Raw genomic sequence first — 17,902 nt, forward strand, 5'->3', positions numbered from 1 at the left:
CCCAGTATTGTCTTTACTGAGTTAAAAATTTCCCTACTAACCCCCTGGAATCAATTCATTTTGTTTATATTATTAACCAGTAAATGTTAATTATATAAACAAAATGCACCTTAACTGCCACAGTTACTACAGCTTCAAGTATGGCACTCTCTCTGTTGAGGAGCTTGTATTGGAAGCAAAAAGCAAAAACTTGATGCCCTGGCCCTGACAGATATCAATAGCTGTTCGGGGGTGTTTCCTTTTATCCGGGAGGCCCAAAAAAATGGCATTCATCCAGTCATAGGAATAGATTTTCGCAATGGCAGCAAGCAGCAATTTATCGGTTTGGCCAAAAATCAGGAAGGTTTTTATGAACTGAACAAGTACCTTTCCCATCACCTGATGAACAAATTGCCTTTTCCCGAAAGGGCACCGGTATTCGATCACAGTGTGGTGATCTACCCTTTTACCGAAACTTTCTATGCCCTGAAGGAGAATGAATACCTTGGCATACATCCTTCGCAACTCAACCGGCTTCCTTACAGTCCATGGGCCAAATACAAAGAACGCCTGGTACTTTTACAACCGGTTTCCTTTGCCAGCAAAACGGCCTTCAACGCCCATCGCCTGCTACGGGCCATGGATGGCAACACCCTGCTCAGCAAGCTTCCGCTTAGCGAACAGGGAGATCCTACAGATCGGTTTTATGGCTATGCCGACATGGTTGGGCGCTGTGAGGGGCACAGTTACCTGATTTACAATTCTCAAAAGCTTCTGGAGCAGTGCCAATTTTCCTTTTATTTTCAGGCTGTGAAAAATCGGCGGGATATTCTGGGATCTGACTGGGAAGACTTTGATTACCTGCGACAGGAAACCTACAAAGGCGCCCTTCGCCGCTATGGCAGCCTGGATGAAATCAAAGAAAAACGCATTATAAAAGAGCTGGAGATTATCCAACAAAAAGGCTTTGTTTCTTACTTCCTGATCAATTATGACATTGTCAATTTTGCACAGCACAAAAACTTCTTCTATGTAGGCCGGGGCAGTGGGGCCAACAGCATTGTGGCTTATTGCCTGGCCATTACAGATGTGGACCCCATTGAGCTGGACCTGTATTTCGAACGTTTTATCAACCTTTACCGGGAAAACCCACCTGATTTTGACCTTGATTTTTCCTGGAAAGACCGGGATGAAATCACCCACTATATATTCGACACCTATAACCAACCCAAACAGGACCATGTCTGTCTGCTGGCTACTTTTAACACCTTCCAATACAATTCCGTACTGAGGGAACTGGGAAAGGTCTTTGGCCTACCCAAATCGGAAATAGAATCCCTGATCTACTATGGTGACAAGCTAGGCAGCAGCAATTACATTCCCGACCAATATGGGAAACTGATCTATCAATACGCCAAGGTGATTCGCAATATGCCCTCTCATTTAAGCATACATGCCGGAGGAATACTGATTTCCCACAAGCCCATCCATTATTACACCGCTACTGAGTTGCCACCGAAGGGCTTTGCTACTTCCCAGTTTGACATGCATGTGGCTGAAGACATAGGCTTGCATAAATTCGACATTCTCAGCCAAAGAGGCCTTGGGCATATCAAAAGTGCACTGGAGCTGATTCATACAAATCAGGAAAAAACAGTGGATATCCGTCAGGTAGCTGCATTTAAGAAAGACCCTGCCATCAAAGCACATCTTCGTGAAGGCCGTACCATCGGGGCATTCTATGTAGAATCTCCCGCCATGCGTATGTTGCTGGCCAAAATGAAAGCCGATGAATACCTGGAGTTGGTAGCAGCCAGTTCCATCATTCGTCCTGGTGTGGCTCGTTCGGGTATGATGCGGGAATACATTCTGAGACATGTAAATCCCGCCCGTAGGGAAAGGGCCCATCCTGTATTGAAAGACATCATGCCTGAAACTTACGGCATCATGGTCTATCAGGAAGATGTGATCAAAGTGGCTCACCATTTTGCCGGACTCACACTTAGTGAAGCGGATGTGCTCCGAAGGGGAATGAGTGGTAAATCCCGCTCAAAAGGAGCCTTACAAAGAGTCAAAGAGCGTTTCTTTAGCAATTGTCAAGAAATGGGCAGGGATGCAACAGTCACCGGAGAAGTATGGCATCAGATCGAGAGTTTTGCCGGATACTCCTTTGCCAAAGGGCATTCGGCCTCTTTTGCTGTGGAAAGCTATCAAAGCCTGTACCTGAAGGCACATTATCCCCTAGAGTTTATGGTGGCCGTTATCAATAATTTTGGTGGTTTTTACCATACAGAATTTTACATACACGAGCTACGAATGAATGGGGCTGATGTACAGGCCCCACACCTGAATGAAAGCGATTATTTCACCAATATCAAGGGAAAAACCGTTTACCTGGGATTTGTACACATGAAATACCTGCAACAGGAAACGTCCAATAAACTATTGGCTGAAAGGCAAAAGGCTGGCCCCTATGGTGGACTGACTGACTTTATCTCTAGGGTAGATATCAGTCTGGAGCAAGTGCTGATTCTGATCCGAATCGGTTGCTTTCGTTTTACAGGGAAGAGCAAACAAGAGAGTTTATGGGAAGCCCATTTTATCATGCACCGCAAAAAAAGCCCTGTTGGTGGAAGTCAGCGTTTATTTGCCAATGCGGGCTTTCGCGAGCTAAAGGCGCCCGTGCTGGAAGATTTGGACCTGAGACAGGAGATTATCGATCAACTGGAGATTCTGGAATTCCCGTTAATCAGCCCTTTCCACTTGGTGAAAGATCAGAAAACTTCGGGAATTGCTGCATTGGAAATGAAGCAATTCCTGGGCAAGCGTGTGCAACTTATAGGCTATCTCGTTACAGTCAAATATACCCGTACCGTTAAAGGGGATGTGATGAATTTTGGTACTTTTATAGACAAAGATGGGCATTGGATAGACACGGTTCATTTTCCACCGGTAGTTAAAAAACACCCCTAAAAGGGCGGGGCATTTACCTTATTAAAGGCAAGGTAACCGAGGAATTTGATTTTTACAGCATAGAAGTAAGCAGTTGCGAAAGGATGGCCTACTGGAATGCAGAGGATTAACCTTAGAAAAACGAGGACGATAATCACTTTTATACAAGCGTTCTAGGCCAATCCTCCCTTAGCATTTGATCATTCCCTTTAAAATGAATAAAACCTTATTTGAAATGGAATTTCGCCAAATTTTAATTAACTTAATAGTTCAATCATTTTACTATGAAAAAGACAATCCTACTGCAAATCTGTTTGATCAATTGCTTTTTCTCATGTGGATCCAAAGATAATGACAATCTCTCAGACACTTCCTACGCTTTAGAAATAGTAGATTCTGTACAGGTGGATTTTCTAGGAAACCTGCAACTTTATGCCGTTCATTCTACAAAGGATTTGTTCCTTTTCCATGAATTCCAGCAAAATCAATTCATCCTCACGGATAAAAACGGGGAGGTTCTTTCCTCCTTCGATCAACCTGGGGATGCTCCCAGCTCCTATGGCAACACCGCTTGTGCAGCTACTTTTGTCGGTGACAGTATTGTCGTCATGGGGAGACAAAAGCTGGTGATATATAACCTTGATTTTGATTATATTAAAAGTCATCAAAAACCCTATGCAGGTCAAGGTATGACTTACTCCGGCTTTGATCATTTGCATAAGGTCAATATAGGCGATGAAACCAACCTAGTTGCCTTTACCGGAGGAGCCCAACATCCAGTCGCAACAAATCAGGAGGACTATTACAACCATTTTAACACCTTTGACCTTATCAGCCTTGATTCAGGGGGCTACGTACCCATTACTCCCCTGCATCCCAAAAGCAGGTACAAACAGGGTAAGGCTTTTAATTTTATCAGGCCAATGTTTCAGGTGAATGAAGACAAGATTCATTTTGTTTTTGCCACAGACACCTTATTTCATACCCATGACCTGAGCAAAGCGGAAAATGGATTAACCGTGGAAGGTATCCCATTTGATGATTTTATCCTTAATCCGGGATACCCATTTGGGGGAAGTGAAGATTATGACACCCCAAAACCTAGGAAAGGTGAAGTAAAAAGCTATTTTAAGGTGGATGAGAAAGACCTGATCCTTTACCAGTCCGGATTGTCTCTTGATGTTATCATTGCCAACAAAACAGCCACCCAGGAGGATGCCAAAAAAATTAACGCCCGATTGAACCCCTTAAAATTTCTGGTAAGAGAAGCTGAAGGGGTATACAGCGAAGTTGGCCTCTGTCCCACCAATTTTACCCCTACACATGTAGATGGTAAAAATCGGTTGTGGGCGCGACAGCATGTTGAGCTTTTGGATCAGGAGCCTGAATTCTATACCATCTATCAGGTAGCATTGGTCCCGCAGTAGAAGTCATTGCTGGAAATAGCTAGAGAATTAATAGCCCCAAAAAGGGTACTTAGTGACGATATAGTAGATTTAGGCCTATTATAACTCGAAATCAGGTTGCTAGCACTGGTTATAAACAGATTTTTTGATTTTAAATGATATTTTTACAAATCACATCCAAAAAGTCGGATAAGATCCAATCGATGAATTTTGGAACCGCTGGCGATGTGAAATACATCATCCAATAATCTCAAAAAGACAATCACTATGCGAGTAATTTTTCTTTCCGCAATTTTTTTGGTCTGCTTAAGTATGATTGCAGAAGCTCAAAATTCAGTAATGAATGATAGCCATATAAGGGTAAAACCAAATAATGGGATTAATGAAAGTTTAATTGACAGAGATAGGGCCGGGATCGTTCTTTCATCAAGAGCTAAAGGAGAGTCATTGCAAAATATCGAAACTGAATTAGGTATAGTAATTTCTCCTCCACTGGGAAGAATGGCCATTGTGGCGGATGGCAATTCCCCCGACCCGGATGACTTAGGTGGAACAGCTGTTTCTTTAGCCTTGTTGCGGGCAGCAGGATTAACAGACAGATTGGTGCATTATTCCCACAGTTGTGATTTGGTAAGAGGGGCAAGAATTTCTGAAAGGGCTGAAAGGGAGCGGCACTATTTGATGCAAGTAGCCTGCGATGTTACGGCCCGCAGATGGGGAGGATATGATTCTCTGGTGTTTTTCGATGCCCTTTGGCAACAAGAGGAAACCGTCAATGATCTAGCTAAAGCCATAAATGAATCTTCGGCCGAAAACCCATTGTGGATCATTGAAGCAGGTGAGCCTGACATTATAGCTCTCGCTTTAGAGGCTTCCGATAACGGTAAACACCAATTCTTAAAAGTGATTACCCATCATCCGGCGAATGACAATGCAGGAGATTTTTATACCTGGAACCAGGTATTGGATTTTGGGGTTGAAGAAGTTCGTATTCCAGACCAAAATATAAACCTAAAGGTGGATTTAGCACAATGGGATTGGGCCAAAAATCACCCTGATCCTAGAATTCAGTGGGTATGGATGCTTGGAAAAATAGCAGAAGTAGATGATGTCGTCAAATTTCAAAAAGGTAAATGGGATTGCTCTGATGCAGGCATGGTGCTGTATTGGATTACCGGAGCAACTGATGGAGGCATGAAATCAGGAACAGTAGAAAATGTAAAAAGTATATTATTGAATTATATTAAAATCAATCCGATGGCAGGTTAAAATTTGAATTAATATTTCTTTCCAAACTGTAAGTACTCTATAAACCAAGCCCAATTCTACTTAGAATTGAGCTTGGTATTATTCGGTTAGCTTACTCTTGTGTTATTGTCAATTACTTACAGCGATAGGTTTTACTTCTACATTGGTCGAATCAAGAACATTTACTTCATAGCCCAAATTGATATCAAGGTTTCCAGAAGTTTCCATAAAGGCAGCTGCACCATCCCTACTTACCTGCGTTTCCCACGCGTATAAACGTCTCAAATTAGGCAAACCTGCAAGGTGGGCAAGTCCTGCATCTGTAATATTTGTACCATACAGGTTGAGTGACTCCAGGTAAGTCAGCCCCTCCAGATTTGCCAGCCCGGAATCTGTTACTGCTGTTTTTTCTGCCCTTAGTCTTGTAAGGTTTTTTAATTTCCCTACTTCCGTAAGTCCTTTATCAGACAGTTGGGTATCTTTTACATCTAACCAAGTAATTTGTTCAGGAAAATCAGTTGCTAATCTAGCAAGAATAGCATCTACTGAATCTTTTCTATACAAAGTCACTTGCAACCAATTGTCTTCATTGGAAAGCCGTTTGATAGCAATGCCTTCATTCACGTATGCATTTAATTTTTCTTCCTCAATGGCTGAGGTACCTTCTGCCAGTAAAATTTCAACAGCGGATTTATTTGCATTGGGATCAGACAATGTAAGCAATACATTTTTCACTTCGTCATCCGCCTTAAGTTCAGCTACTTTCTTATCAAATGACGCTCCTTCATTGATCCACCATTCCAGCAAAAGCACTTGATCATCGGTTAGCTGCGATTTTCCTTTGGGAGGCATATGGTCATCATGGTTTTCTTCCAGGTGAACCCTTTTGATCATCTCACTTTCTGCTGCACTTCCAGGTTCAAAAATGGCACCATTTTCTCCACCTTTCATGAGTGCTTCAGGTGTGTGCATTTGAAGGTCTCCCTTCTTTTGCTGGCATTGTGACAGGAATTGCAACGCTGCTCCATGATGGGATGAATGATGTCTACATAAACCACTGCCTCATCCAGATTTTCAATTAATTTAGGCCCTTTTTCTTCCACAGGTATCCCGGCCAACTTTTTCATGGTGTCGGGCATGTACTGAGTAAGGTAAGTAGATCCATGTGTTAGTGATCCACCGTAATGTCCTGCTCCAGCAAGGAGCAACATCATGACTGACAGTGTCCCAATGTAGGCCCTTTGAATGGTTATTGAGGGATTTTTATCCCTTTTGAAGTGTAAACCCCAAGCTGCAAAAGCAAAAACCACCAATAAAATCCCTGCCCATTTGTGAATAAACAGCAGGTCTTCCCCATAATCTCCGGCTTGGGCCAACATTAAGCCCAACACAGCGGTGAGTAGCGCAGTCAATGCGCCAAGGGCCAAAACAAACCCTACAGCTGGTTTCAGATAAGAAAACTGATCTCTACGGGATAGAATCTCCATTAGAAATCCCAAGGCTAAAAAACCAATGGGTAAGTGTAAAAACAGGGGGTGAAACCTGCCAAAGAAAATAATAATATCTGCGCCTTGTTCCATTTAATTTATGCGATAACTTTACTAACTACTTTACCGGACACGTCCGTTAATCTAAAATCTCTTCCCTGTGCAAAATAGGTGAACTTTTCATGGTCCATCCCCATTAAATGCAGGATGGTAGCCTGCAAATCATGGACATGTACTTTATCTTGGATACCATAATAACCTATTTCGTCGGTTTCTCCAAGGGTAAAACCACCTTTTACACCTCCACCTGCCATCCAAACGGGGAAGGCCTCTGTATGGTGATCTCTGCCTTTAAATGGCCATTCCTTTCCTCCCCTATTTTCTTGCATTGGCGTCCTCCCAAATTCTCCTCCCCAAACAACCAGAGTATCATCCAACAAACCTCTCTGTTTCAAATCTTTGACCAAGGCTGTCATTGCTTTATCAATAGGCTTACATTTAATTGGCAGGCCGGTGTCCAAAGCTTCTCTCTCCGCTACGCCATGCATGTCCCAACCCCAATCAAACAATTGAACAAAACGAACGCCCTTTTCAATCAGCCTTCTGGCTAGCAAACAATTATTGGCAAAAGAAGTTTTGCCGGGCTCAGTCCCATACATTTCATGAATATACTCAGGTTCATCTTTGATATCCATTACCTCCGGAACAGAGGTTTGCATGCGATAAGCCATTTCATATTGAGAGATTCTGGTCAGGGTCTCAGGATCTCCAAATTCTTTGTATTCTTTCTCATTGATCTGGTTGATGGCATCAATGGTTTTTTTTAAGGTGGCCATCTATACCTGAAGGATTGGAAACATATAATACCGGATCACCTTCAGAACGACATTGCACGCCTTGGTAGACAGAGGGTAAAAACCCACTTCCCCATACCGATTTCCCGGCATCAGGCGTATTACCCCCAGATACCAACACCATAAATCCCGGTAAATCTTCATTTTCAGAGCCTAAGCCATAAGTAACCCAACTTCCCATACTTGGGCGACCAAGCCGAGGTGATCCTGTTTGCAAAAGCAATTGTGCAGGGGCATGGTTAAATTGATCTGTGTGCATGGTTTTGATCAATGTCACATCATCCACTATCGTTGAAAAATGTGGCAAGTTATCAGAAATCATCATCCCTGAATTCCCTCTTGGAGAGAATTCAGCCTGAGGTCCTAACATTTTAGGTACACCTTGAATAAAAGCAAATTTCTTCCCTTCCAAAAGAGACTGTGGACAATCTTTTCCATCCAATTTTGCCAACTCAGGTTTGTAATCAAACAGCTCCAATTGTGAAGGAGCTCCGGCCATGTGTAGGTAAATGATTCGCTTGGCACTGGGTGCAAAATGAGGAACCTGTTTGCGAACAAAAGCTTCTATATCTGCCTGAGTATTGGTAGAGTTGCTTCTTCCACAACCTAACAAACTTCCCAAAGCAATCCCACCCAAGCCTGTGGTACACTGCTTGATAAAGTGTCTTCTAGTCCGGCTTTGCAATTCCCTATATTGATATTCACTTGTTAAATCAATTCTTTTACTCATGATTTCATCAGAAATTCGTCCAAATTCATTACGACATTGGCCACAACTGTAAACACTGCCAATTTTTTATCCTCTTCCCCAGTTAATTTACAAATCTCTTCGGGGCTGTTTTCAAAATAAACTTCAGTTTGATGGTACACCTCTTTTAAGTCTTCCAGTTTCTCTTCACTTATTCCCCTTAACATAGCTAAACTATATATTAAGGAAAGTTGCCCCGCTACATCAGCTGATCCATTTTCCAACACCCTTCTACCAAGAGCTATTGCAGCATCCAGATAAACCGGATCATTTAGGGTAACCAAAGCTTGGAGGGGTGTATTGGTCGCTATTCTTTTTGGCAAACAAAACTCTCGGCTGGGTGCATCAAAGGATATTATGGATGGGTAAGGACTGGTTCTTCTCCAAAATGTATACAATGCTCTTCTGTATTTATCATCTCCCTTGCTAGTTTCCCATTTTGTCCCACTGTAGACCACCTGCCAAATTCCTTCCGGCTGTTCAGGCATCACACTTTTTCCGAGCATTTTTTTACTTAACAACCCGGATACTGCAAGTGATTGATCCCTTACTTGCTCAGCATTTAATCTCAATCGAGGACCTCTAGCCAGCCACTCGTTTAACGGATCTAACTCTTTGGCTTCTTGGGTATAATGGGATGACTGCCTGTAGGTAGCTGACATGACAATTTCTTTCATCAATTTTTTCATGTCCCATTTAAGGTCCTCCCTAAACTTGATCACCAGCCAATCAAGTAATTCAGGGTGTGTAGGAGAAAATCCTTGAGAACCAAAATCTTCCAAAGAGGACACAATCCCTCTACCAAAAAACTGTTCCCAAATTCGGTTTACCATGACCCTAGCCGTTAGTGGATTTTCCTCGCTAAACATCCATTTTGCCAAACCCATACGGTTTTCATCATACTTATCAAAAGGATTCCAGATCTCAGGAACACCAACTTTCACCTCTTCTCCGGGCACCATCCAACTCCCTTTCTCAAATACCCTAGAAATCCTTTGGTGATTAATCGGCAGATCAACCATTACCGGAGTTGTTTCTCTCTTTTTCAGAATTAAAAAGCGCATACATAGCTTGTTCAATTTCTGGGTAATTTTCTTTATCCTCACCCGGTAAAGCGTGATGTAACATCAACCATTCAAAGGTGCTTGTTTGCACTACCTCATCTTTCCCTTCCCAAACGAGGTATAGATCATGTTTTCCTTTTATAGGTTTTATGGGCAATGTGATTACCTCATTGAGGTAATAGGTCACCTCCTTATTTTCTTCCTCATTAAATTCCTTTTTGAACCTTGCCTTTACCTTCCACACTCCTATTTCTGTACCATTGATACTGTCTAGACGAAAACTAAGCTTTCCCTCATTTCCATTGGTTCTCGCCTTAAACACCAATCGATTTTCCCCTTCAAATGAAAGTCCTTTAGTGAAAGCATAAACTTTCTCATCCACCTTGAAAGTAGCCGTTCCCTGAATGGGAAGACCTTTGTCCATTTGATAAAAATAATGTGCATATAGTTTGGGCACGCCAAGCCTAAGCAGTTGAGTGTAATACTTGCCCTTTCTTCCGTCATCACCATGTTCATTCGCCCAATTTTTAATCTGAGCTAATTTCTCTAGATCATCTTCCTCCTTATAAGTTATCAATACAGGTGACTCACTGGGAACATCAGCATCTGCTGATTGATTAAAAAATGCCATACTACGGTAATAATCTTCGTGGCGAATAGGATCATAAGGATGGCTATGACATTGGACACATTCCATGGTGGTTCCTTGTAAAACTGTCCATGTGGCATTTACCCTATCTAATACAGCCGCCACCCGAAATTCTTCATTGTCTGTGCCCCCCTCATCATTGTTCATGGTATTGCGGTGAAAAGCTGTAGCAATAAAATCTTGGTCAGTAGCATCCGGTTTTAAATCTCCCGCCAATTGGTCCATTACAAATTGATCATATGGAATATTTTTATTGAATGCATTTATAAGCCAATCGCGGTATTTCCAGATTTCCCTTGGCCGATCTGCCTCATATCCTTTTGAATCCGCGTACCTGGCCAAGTCCATCCACATGGCAGCCCATCGCTCACCATAAGCAGGTGAAGCCAATAAGCTGTCCACAGCCTTTTCATATGCATTATCGGAACTGTCATTAAGAAAAGCTTGCATTTCCGCAAGGCTTGGGGGCAATCCTGTAATATCCAAGCTAAGCCTTCTTAATAAAGACTGTTTTTCCGAAATAGGGTTAGGACTAAGATGTTTTTCTTCCAACTTTGCCTTGATGAAATGATCTATTTCATTATTTGCCCATTTTTCATCAGAAGTAGGAACTATAGGTTTTTCAGGAGCTTTATAGGCCCAATGATCTTCCCATTGTGCACCTTGATTGATCCAGCGAGAAAACAACGCAACCTCTTCATCAGTAAGCGGTTCCTCCTCCAGAGGCATGCGGTATTCAGGATCTCTATGGGTAATTCTTTGAATGAGCTCACTTTTCTTGACATTCCCCGGAACGATAGCCCTTTCTCCTGATTCATTGACTTCCAATGCTTCCTCTTCAAATAATAAACTGAAGCCCCCGGAGCGTTTCACCCCACCATGACATGCAATGCATTTATTATTTATTATAGGTCGAATATCACGATTGAAATCGACCCTTTCTCCCAACATTACCCGAGGAATAAATTTATGTTTATTTTCTAAGGGTACTACGCGAACCACCCACCAAACTAACCCTAAAATAAATGCAGATGATACTACTATTAATACTTTTTTTGATTGATCATAATTATGGTTTTGGCCAATCCGCCTAATCACCAAACAAAGTAAAGAAAAACATGCTCAATTCAAATATAAGATTTAAGGAAAGGTAATATCCAAGAATTATTAAGGCACAAAAAAGGTAAGCGCCGAACACTTACCTTTACCAAAAAGAAGATTAAAAAGTTCACCAACTAATCTTTCAGTACCTTGGCTTTTAAACTTGCTAAATGCTTTAAATAGGTGTCTTGTATATATTCCCAACTTTTTCTTCCATTACTTGATCGCTTGCAATGGATTTATTTTTAACTGAAAGAACTGTTTTTTCACCATCACTATTTAATTCTGAATGTCGAAACTCATTCCGTTCACATGACAAGCATATAAACAATAACAATAGAACATCCGGTAGGAACAATAATTTACTTTTCATTTCGATCAAATAAGATTGGGTTTATAGACACTACGTATTCTTTTTTTCCTTTGTCCTGAAAAAATGACTTTTTTTAAAAAAATATTGTAAACCATACATAACTTTTAAAAGTAAGGGTTGCAGCATTTTTAAGAATAGAAGTACATTAACTATTTTCGCTGTATCCTGGGAAAGAAAAAGTCTGCCGGCAATTATAAACGGGCAGACTTTCTTGATTTATTTCACTGACTTTGTGATGCAAAATCTTTTATTTCAGCATTGGATTTGCCCTTTTGCAAAATTGAATGGCTAGTCCCCAAGGGTCTCTCATCATTAGTAATCGGGTACCGTCATCTAAAGTATCGTCACTTACAAGGACAGCACCAGCTTTTTGTAACCTTTCCTTTTCTTCTTCCGGGTTTTCAGAAACGAAAGCCAAGTGTACCATTAAAGGATCCTGATTCGCATAATCCAAAATTTCAGCAGCAGGATTATTGTACAGTTCTATCATTGCTTTGCCACTGTCATCCGATAAAAATATCATGTATGGGGAAGTAGTCATTTTCTTTACCACCTTCATACCCAAGTGTTCCTCATACCAATCCGATACTTCAAGAGGATGTTTTACATTAAAAGCGATGTGTTCAATTTTCATGCGTTCTTAATTTAATATGAAACCATTTGTCTAAACTCGTTTAATTTTGCTCACAAAAAACCCCTCCATGGATCGCGAAATCTTTATGGAGGGGAAAATTAAAAATATCTTTAATAAATTATTTATAAATTTTTCTGGGCAAAATTGATTTTAGACTTTTACTTGTAACAAATGTAAAAAATTATTTGAATGAATAAGTCTAAAATTCATTTTTCAATGAAATAATATAGTACGGGGATTTATTATCTGCTTGAAACCCTTCATTATCCCAACCGTAATTTTTCTCTGGGCAAAAGTGATGTTAAAAATTCAGTAATCGGCAAACCAAATTTAAAAGCCTCTATACCCGTTTACATTGGCCATATGCTATAGATTCACTAAAGAAGCCCTCCTGATTTTGGCTTTACTTTACATTAATAGTAAATTGCTTAAGCAAACGCTCCCCAAAACATAGGGGATAATAACTTTAAATTGTCTTTAAACTCAAACATCAATGAAAAAAATTGAAGTGGGGAGTACTTAGTACTGCCAAAATCGCCAGAGAAAAGGTCATTCCTGCAATGGCAAACAGTGATTTGTATGAGGTTTACGGCATTGCATCCAGAAACCTGGAAAGGGCACAAGAAACTGCAAAAAGTCTGGGAATACCAAAGGCTTATGGCTCTTATGAAGACCTTATCAATGATCCGGAAATAGATGTCATTTACAACCCCCTGCCAAATGACATGCATGTACCGCTGACGCTAAAGTGTATTGAAGCAGGAAAACATGTGCTTTGTGAAAAACCATTTGCATTGAATCACGAGGAGATCGACGGACTAATCGCTGCAAGAGATAAATACAATGTAAAAGTTGGTGAGGCTTTTATGGTGGCCTCAAATCCTCAGTGGATTAAAGCCAGAGAATTGGTGAAAAGCGGTTACTTGGGTAAAATAAAAGCTGTTCAAGGATTTTTCAGTTATTTTAATGATGACAAAGACAATATCAGGAATATAGAGGAAATGGGAGGCGGAGGCGTTTGGGACATTGGGTGCTATCCTGTTTTTACCTCCAGGTTTGTTTTAGAAAAAGAACCGGGAAGATTGGTTTCAATGCTGGAATATGATCCTCAGTTTGGAACCGATAAAGTAGGCTCCGTTCTATTAGATTTTCATGAAATTCAAATGACATTTACGATAAGTACACAATTGACTGCTTATCAGCGCATGCTGTTTTTCGGTGAGAAAAAATATTGGAAGTAAGGATTCCTTTCAATGCGCCATTGGATCAACCCAATGAAATATATATCCATGAAGGGGACTTTTCTAAAGACAATGCAGAAAAGATTATTCTTCCGGTGAGTAACCAATATACAGAACAAGCCATTGATTTCTCCAAGGCAATTTTGGAAGATACCGAGGTGCCGGTCACCTTGGAAAACACCAAGGCCAACACCAAGGTTTTACAAGCCATATTTGAATCTGACAGCACCGAAAAATGGGTGAATATTAATTGATTGTCAATCAATATTAAAATCCATTATATAGTTTGATGGACTACAAAAAGTAGACTGGTTAGGTAAAAGACCAATCTACTTTTTGTAGTTTTTTTTTATGATTTTTACCTGGTATCAAATAAATACGCCCCTGCATTTTTCAAAGCAGAGGCGTAATAAATATTTGATTGAATCCCTTAGGTTGTTGAACAATCAAGAGGTATATACATACATTTATAGTTCTAATTATTCATTGACTTTGGTGTCAGAAACCACGCGCTTTTCACTGCTCAGGTAACTTCCTACAGCAGAAATTCCAAGAATTATAAATAACAATAAGTCTAAACGATAACCAAAATACATGCTTGGAATAATCCCTCCCAAAGAAAGTAAGAATATGGCCAATCCACCTAAAGATAAATAAATCATTACAGGGGAAATTTTTCTATCACTTAAAATTCCCAATAAAATCATTGGTCCCATAATTCCTGTTCCGGCAAAACTCACCCTAGCAAGCAATACCAACTGATCGAAGACGATTATTGAGAAGATAAAAGCAATGGTAGAGAAAACGAATATTCCTATTTTTGTCCGTTTCATAATTACTTTCTCTGCACCTGTAAGCAATCCCCTCAACTCAGAACCCATGGCAAAAATCATGGCATTGGTAGTGGATAACCCGGCAGCAATCAGTCCTATAATGGCTAAAGCGGCAACAGCCTCATGCTGATCTTTTAGAAAAGCGTTGGCAAAGAACTCATCTCTATCTAATTCTCCATAAAGGTCTGCTCCATACATGCCGATAAAAACCGTAGGAAGAATCACCAATATAGCAAATGCTCCCAATGAAACCGCCATCAACTTCATCGTATTCATGCTTTTCATTACCACAATTCTGGTAGTAAACTGAGGCTGAGTAACGGGTATCATCAAAATCGCTATAAGCGATGCAAGTAGAAACTGTGGAGTTAACAAACCTTGAGGGCCAGGGGTTGAAAGTAGTTCTTCTTTTACTGTGCCTACTTTTTCGAACATTGGTCCAATTCCTCCAAAATGATCTAAGCAAACCCATCCGATGATCCAAATCACTGCTAATAATAGCACACCTTGAATGGCATCACTAAAGATTATTGCTTTTAATCCACCGATCTCACTATAAGTCAACATGATCAAAACAATACCCAAGGACCATCCCCATGCCGGCAATGATTCCGGGAAAGCTGCATCCATAAATATGGCAATTCCTTGAATTTGAATCCCTACATAAGGAATCAAAAACAAAAAGGCGCTAAGAAAAAAGGTGTATCCTGCTAATTTGTTGTCGTAACAACGTGAAATCAGCCCTGACACCCCTCTAAACTCCATTCCTCTAACTTTTTTACGAATTTCGTAACCAAACCATAGCAATACAAACACCATGGCACCATCCGAAACCGCTAGAAAAATCCATGCCCCTATTCCGTTAATTCGGAAGAAGTCAGGCATTCCCAAAAAGGTAAACGTACTAAAAAGTGCTGCTGCAAATGTCAGCACCCCCAGAGAAAGGCCAATATTTCCACCGGCCATCATAAATTCTTCAGATGATCTCCCTTTCTTATAAGACTTGAGAGAAGCAAATACCAGCATGCCTGCGTATATCAGACCAAAAACCCAAACCCAGAAAATCATAAATCGTCCTCCTCGTTTTGCATGCCCGGATGAACTCTAGTACCGATAAAGGTAATTACAACCAATAATACGGTAATAATAAAACTTGTCCATAGACTGTAAGGAACGCCTCCCAACATGGGTTTGGCTACCCCTTGAGGAATAATAAGGGGCGTATAGGTAATGATGCATAAGAAAACTGCTGCGAAGCAACATATTCTCCAGTATAATTTCTTTTTTTCCATTTGAATTGGGTTTAATATCTTGAATTGACAATATACAATTGTTGGTTGATTCTGCGCAAATATTTATATAAAAGGCCAAATGGCCGGAGTAAGCTCCGACCATTTGATACTATTTACAATCTAGGCAAAGTCAAACCTCCATCTACCATGATCACTTGACCTGTAGAATACGGAAAATCACCCTTAGCTAAGGCTGTTACCGCCAAACCTACGTCTTCCGGCAATCCCCATCTTGGCTGGACCATCAGTCCTTCACCAATTAGTTTGTCGTATTTTTCTTTCACACCTGAAGTCATATCGGTAGCGATTACTCCAGGTCTAACTTCAAATACAGGAATATTGTATTCACCAAGTCTTACAGCGAACAATTGGGTGGCCATACTCATTCCGGCTTTGGCAACACAATATTCACCTCGGTTTACTGAAGCGACAGTGGCAGAAATTGAAGAAACATTGATAATTGAACCTGTAAAATCTTCTGCTTTACCTTTCTGCTCAATCATCCAGTTTGCGGCTAACTGCGACAGGAAATAAGCTGAGTTTAGGTTGGTTTTCAATACATAATCGAAGCTCTCTTCTGTGGCTTCCAAAATGTCTTTTCTTTCCTTTGGCGCTACACCTGCATTGTTTACCAAAACATTCAAGCGACCATAATGGGCGTTGATTTTGTCCATGATTCCTTGTCTCTCTTCAGCACTCCCTACATCTCCCCTGCAATAGACAACATCAGCTCCCAAAGCCTTCAATTCTTCAAGACTTGAAAGTACATCCTCTTCCTTTCGCATGCCGTTGATGGCAAGATCAAAATTTTGTTTGGCCAGGCATTTAGCAATTCCCAAACCAATTCCACGGGATCCCCCGTGACTAAGGCTACTTTTTTCATGGGTTTGTTAAATTATAGTTCCGGGATGTCTAACCAAGTCCTTTTCTCCCAGCTTTCTAAGCCTTTTTCAGCCAATTGTACACCTCTTGCACCTTCTTTCATGTCCCAAGGGAAAGGGGAATCAGTAACAATATGCTTCAAGAATAACTCCCACTGTACTTTAAATGCATTGTCCATAGGCTCTTGCTCCGGCACCTTAGACCAACCTTCGTAAAATTCAATTGGCTGAGGAATATCAGGGTTCCAAACCGGTTTTGGGGTATTACCATAATGCTGAATGTAACATTCCCTCAAGCCGGCTACTGCAGAACCTTTGGTTCCATCCACTTGTACTGTAAGCAAGTCATCTCTTCTTACCCTAACCGTCCAAGATGAATTGAACTGGGCAATGATATCACCTTCCAATTCAAATGTCGCATATGCGGCATCATCTGCAGTACATTTGTAAGGTTTACCTTGCTCATCTACACGCTCTTTGATGTGAGTAGCTCCCATACAAGATACTGCCTTCACTTTACCGAAAATATTGTCCAAAACATATCTCCAGTGACAAAGCATATCTACAATGATTCCCCCATCATCTTCTTTTCGATAATTCCAAGAAGGTCTTTGTGCAGGAATGGTCTGCCCTTCAAATACCCAGTAACCAAACTCACCTCTTACGGAAAGAATCTCACCAAAAAATCCATTTTCTATTAACCTTTGAAGCTTTCTTAACCCTGGCAGCCATAACTTATCCTGCACTACCCCATTTTTCACACCGGCTTCTTTACAGATTTTATGCAATTCCAAAGCAGTTTCTGTATCAACAGCCACAGGTTTTTCACAATAAATATGCTTACCTGCTTTCACCGCTTGTTTTACAGCATCAGCTCTTCTGCCTGTAGTTTGGGCATCAAAGTAAACACTGTATTGGTCATCATTCATAACACTGTCCAAATCCGTAGTGTATTTGGAAACACCTGAACGCTTGCTTAAAGCTTTTAATTTGTCTTCATTTCTTCCCACCAATACCGGGTCAGGCATAATGGTATCTCCATTGTCTAATTTTACCCCACCTTGTTTAATAATTTCTGCGATACTACGCATCAAATGTTGGTTGGTGCCCATCCTTCCGGTGACACCGTTCATGATAATTCCTACCTTGTGTTCCATTTC

The 17,902-nt window shown here is 40.8% G+C and carries 14 protein-coding genes and 2 pseudogenes; 5 read left to right on the forward strand and 11 right to left on the reverse strand.

The features are described 5' to 3' along the window. The first annotated feature begins 103 nt into the window (after positions 1–103). The 3 genes and pseudogenes from WG932_RS09365 to WG932_RS09375 all read left to right on the forward strand — a co-directional run bounded on the left by WG932_RS09365 (position 104) and on the right by WG932_RS09375 (position 5,606). Positions 104–3,062, forward strand: a pseudogene (locus WG932_RS09365) (DNA polymerase III subunit alpha). A gap of 153 nt (positions 3,063–3,215) precedes the next feature. Next, positions 3,216–4,358 (forward strand): hypothetical protein, encoded by a 1,143-nt coding sequence (locus WG932_RS09370; RefSeq protein WP_483087750.1) that lies wholly within the window; start codon positions 3,216–3,218, stop codon positions 4,356–4,358. A gap of 318 nt (positions 4,359–4,676) precedes the next feature. Continuing rightward, the gene (locus WG932_RS09375) at positions 4,677–5,606 is read left to right on the forward strand and encodes a hypothetical protein (RefSeq protein WP_483087751.1); all 930 of its coding nucleotides are present in this window, start codon (positions 4,677–4,679) and stop codon (positions 5,604–5,606) included. A gap of 108 nt (positions 5,607–5,714) precedes the next feature. Here the strand turns inward: WG932_RS09375 and WG932_RS09380 are convergent, their stop codons facing one another. From WG932_RS09380 to WG932_RS09410, 7 genes and pseudogenes are all read right to left on the reverse strand, one after another. Further along, the gene (locus WG932_RS09380) at positions 5,715–6,557 is read right to left on the reverse strand and encodes a c-type cytochrome domain-containing protein (RefSeq protein ID WP_483087752.1); all 843 of its coding nucleotides are present in this window, start codon (positions 6,555–6,557) and stop codon (positions 5,715–5,717) included. Next, on the reverse strand, positions 6,533–7,165 hold the full coding sequence (locus WG932_RS09385; protein ID WP_483087753.1) for a DUF2231 domain-containing protein: 633 nt from the start codon (positions 7,163–7,165) through the stop codon (positions 6,533–6,535). The genes WG932_RS09380 and WG932_RS09385 overlap by 25 nt, the downstream gene beginning before the upstream one ends. Before the next feature lie 5 nt (positions 7,166–7,170). After that, positions 7,171–8,656, reverse strand: a pseudogene (locus tag WG932_RS09390) (DUF1501 domain-containing protein). After that, complete coding sequence (locus WG932_RS09395) at positions 8,653–9,738, reverse strand: DUF1553 domain-containing protein (protein ID WP_483087754.1); 1,086 nt, start codon at positions 9,736–9,738, stop codon at positions 8,653–8,655. The pseudogene WG932_RS09390 and the gene WG932_RS09395 overlap by 4 nt, the downstream one beginning before the upstream one ends. Beyond that, the gene (locus WG932_RS09400) at positions 9,689–11,338 is read right to left on the reverse strand and encodes a DUF1549 domain-containing protein (RefSeq protein WP_483087755.1); all 1,650 of its coding nucleotides are present in this window, start codon (positions 11,336–11,338) and stop codon (positions 9,689–9,691) included. The genes WG932_RS09395 and WG932_RS09400 overlap by 50 nt, the downstream gene beginning before the upstream one ends. A 325-nt stretch (positions 11,339–11,663) precedes the next feature. Beyond that, the gene (locus tag WG932_RS09405) at positions 11,664–11,861 is read right to left on the reverse strand and encodes a hypothetical protein (protein WP_483087756.1); all 198 of its coding nucleotides are present in this window, start codon (positions 11,859–11,861) and stop codon (positions 11,664–11,666) included. A 247-nt stretch (positions 11,862–12,108) separates the two neighbouring features. Further along, positions 12,109–12,495: a VOC family protein gene (locus tag WG932_RS09410; protein ID WP_014022928.1), complete on the reverse strand. Its 387-nt coding sequence runs from the start codon at positions 12,493–12,495 to the stop codon at positions 12,109–12,111. 503 nt (positions 12,496–12,998) lie between these two features. Here WG932_RS09410 and WG932_RS09415 point away from each other — a divergent pair. Together WG932_RS09415 and WG932_RS09420 are read left to right on the forward strand one after the other, a co-directional pair. After that, positions 12,999–13,736, forward strand: coding sequence for a Gfo/Idh/MocA family protein (locus WG932_RS09415; RefSeq protein WP_483087757.1), 738 nt, complete (start codon positions 12,999–13,001; stop codon positions 13,734–13,736). Next, positions 13,727–13,990: a hypothetical protein gene (locus WG932_RS09420; RefSeq protein WP_483087758.1), complete on the forward strand. Its 264-nt coding sequence runs from the start codon at positions 13,727–13,729 to the stop codon at positions 13,988–13,990. The genes WG932_RS09415 and WG932_RS09420 overlap by 10 nt, the downstream gene beginning before the upstream one ends. A gap of 225 nt (positions 13,991–14,215) precedes the next feature. Here WG932_RS09420 and WG932_RS09425 read toward each other — a convergent pair whose 3' ends face one another. From WG932_RS09425 to WG932_RS09440, 4 genes are all read right to left on the reverse strand, one after another. After that, positions 14,216–15,637 (reverse strand): sodium:solute symporter family protein, encoded by a 1,422-nt coding sequence (locus WG932_RS09425; protein ID WP_014022930.1) that lies wholly within the window; start codon positions 15,635–15,637, stop codon positions 14,216–14,218. Beyond that, positions 15,634–15,861 carry a hypothetical protein gene (locus WG932_RS09430; protein WP_014022931.1) on the reverse strand — a complete coding sequence of 76 codons (228 nt, stop codon included), beginning with the start codon at positions 15,859–15,861 and terminating at the stop codon, positions 15,634–15,636. The genes WG932_RS09425 and WG932_RS09430 overlap by 4 nt, the downstream gene beginning before the upstream one ends. A gap of 113 nt (positions 15,862–15,974) precedes the next feature. Beyond that, the gene (locus WG932_RS09435) at positions 15,975–16,700 is read right to left on the reverse strand and encodes a 3-ketoacyl-ACP reductase (RefSeq protein WP_483087759.1); all 726 of its coding nucleotides are present in this window, start codon (positions 16,698–16,700) and stop codon (positions 15,975–15,977) included. A 56-nt stretch (positions 16,701–16,756) separates the two neighbouring features. Continuing rightward, positions 16,757–17,899: a Gfo/Idh/MocA family protein gene (locus WG932_RS09440; RefSeq protein WP_483087760.1), complete on the reverse strand. Its 1,143-nt coding sequence runs from the start codon at positions 17,897–17,899 to the stop codon at positions 16,757–16,759. Between the last annotated feature and the right edge of the window lie 3 nt (positions 17,900–17,902).

It is taken from the genome of Cyclobacterium sp. SOCE241 (assembly GCF_056867545.1).

What these genes read in the sequence shown, in the direction of transcription:
- WG932_RS09370 (WP_483087750.1), top strand. Translation starts at nt 3,216, where the DNA reads ATGAAAAAGACAATCCTACTGCAAATCTGTTTGATCAATTGCTTTTTC.
- WG932_RS09375 (WP_483087751.1), top strand. Translation starts at nt 4,677, where the DNA reads ATGAATGATAGCCATATAAGGGTAAAACCAAATAATGGGATTAATGAA.
- WG932_RS09380 (WP_483087752.1), bottom strand. Translation starts at nt 6,557, where the DNA reads ATGCACACACCTGAAGCACTCATGAAAGGTGGAGAAAATGGTGCCATT.
- WG932_RS09385 (WP_483087753.1), bottom strand. Translation starts at nt 7,165, where the DNA reads ATGGAACAAGGCGCAGATATTATTATTTTCTTTGGCAGGTTTCACCCC.
- WG932_RS09395 (WP_483087754.1), bottom strand. Translation starts at nt 9,738, where the DNA reads ATGCGCTTTTTAATTCTGAAAAAGAGAGAAACAACTCCGGTAATGGTT.
- WG932_RS09400 (WP_483087755.1), bottom strand. Translation starts at nt 11,338, where the DNA reads ATGTTGGGAGAAAGGGTCGATTTCAATCGTGATATTCGACCTATAATA.
- WG932_RS09405 (WP_483087756.1), bottom strand. Translation starts at nt 11,861, where the DNA reads ATGAAAAGTAAATTATTGTTCCTACCGGATGTTCTATTGTTATTGTTT.
- WG932_RS09410 (WP_014022928.1), bottom strand. Translation starts at nt 12,495, where the DNA reads ATGAAAATTGAACACATCGCTTTTAATGTAAAACATCCTCTTGAAGTA.
- WG932_RS09425 (WP_014022930.1), bottom strand. Translation starts at nt 15,637, where the DNA reads ATGATTTTCTGGGTTTGGGTTTTTGGTCTGATATACGCAGGCATGCTG.
- WG932_RS09430 (WP_014022931.1), bottom strand. Translation starts at nt 15,861, where the DNA reads ATGGAAAAAAAGAAATTATACTGGAGAATATGTTGCTTCGCAGCAGTT.
- WG932_RS09440 (WP_483087760.1), bottom strand. Translation starts at nt 17,899, where the DNA reads ATGGAACACAAGGTAGGAATTATCATGAACGGTGTCACCGGAAGGATG.